1 protein-coding gene is annotated in these 705 nt (G+C 73.2%); it reads right to left on the minus strand.

Annotation, left to right across the window (positions count from 1 at the left end; translation table 11 throughout):
- On the minus strand, positions 1-641 hold a 641-nt coding region (locus DW306_RS02085), incomplete at its 3' end, for a substrate-binding domain-containing protein (RefSeq protein ID WP_240747017.1).
- Positions 642-705: the final 64 nt, after the last annotated feature.

Genomic DNA, 705 nt, shown 5'->3' on the forward strand with positions numbered 1-705 from the left:
CGGAGGCGGCGGTGGTCGGCGTCCTTGCGCTGATGCATCCGGGCCAGCGACATCGGCACGATGACGATGCCGACCCCGGATGCCGCCGTGGCGATCGCCTCGCCCGTCGCCAGCGGAGCGAACGCCGCAGGGACCGTACCGGGGAGGTCGAGCGGGCCGAGCACGTCATCGGTCAGTGCGATGACGACCTCGCCGTCGAGGTCGGCCGCGGTGAGCTCATCCACCGCCATGAGGTGCGAATCGGCGGCGGCGACCACGACGGGCACCTCGTCGTACAGCGGGATGATGTGCAGCGACGTGTCGCTGAGGGGGAGGCGCACGAGGGCCGCGTCGAGCTCGTCGATCGCGGCGCGCTGCCCGGCGACGGCGATGGGGACGAGTTCGAGCGGCACGTGCGGCATCCGCTGCTTCCACGCATCGATCCACTTGCCGGGCGTCGCCCCGGGGACGACGCCGAGGCGGAACGTACGCGGCACGTCGGACTCGGTCGACGGGGCGTCGAAGACGACCTTCTCGCCCGGCTTCGCCGTCTTGCGCGGCGGCTTCGGCGGGGGGAAGCGCTCGGCGGGGGCGGCCTTGTTGCGGCGCACCGGCGTCGGCTTGCCCGTGACGCGTCCGGGTCGTCGTGCCTGCTTCGCCATGCCGTCCAGGGTACCCGGCGGCGGGGATGTGCACGTCGGGGGCCGACACGCCAGATGTCGGACG

It is taken from the genome of Microbacterium sp. K24, from assembly GCF_004794465.1.
Taxonomy (GTDB): domain Bacteria; phylum Actinomycetota; class Actinomycetes; order Actinomycetales; family Microbacteriaceae; genus Microbacterium.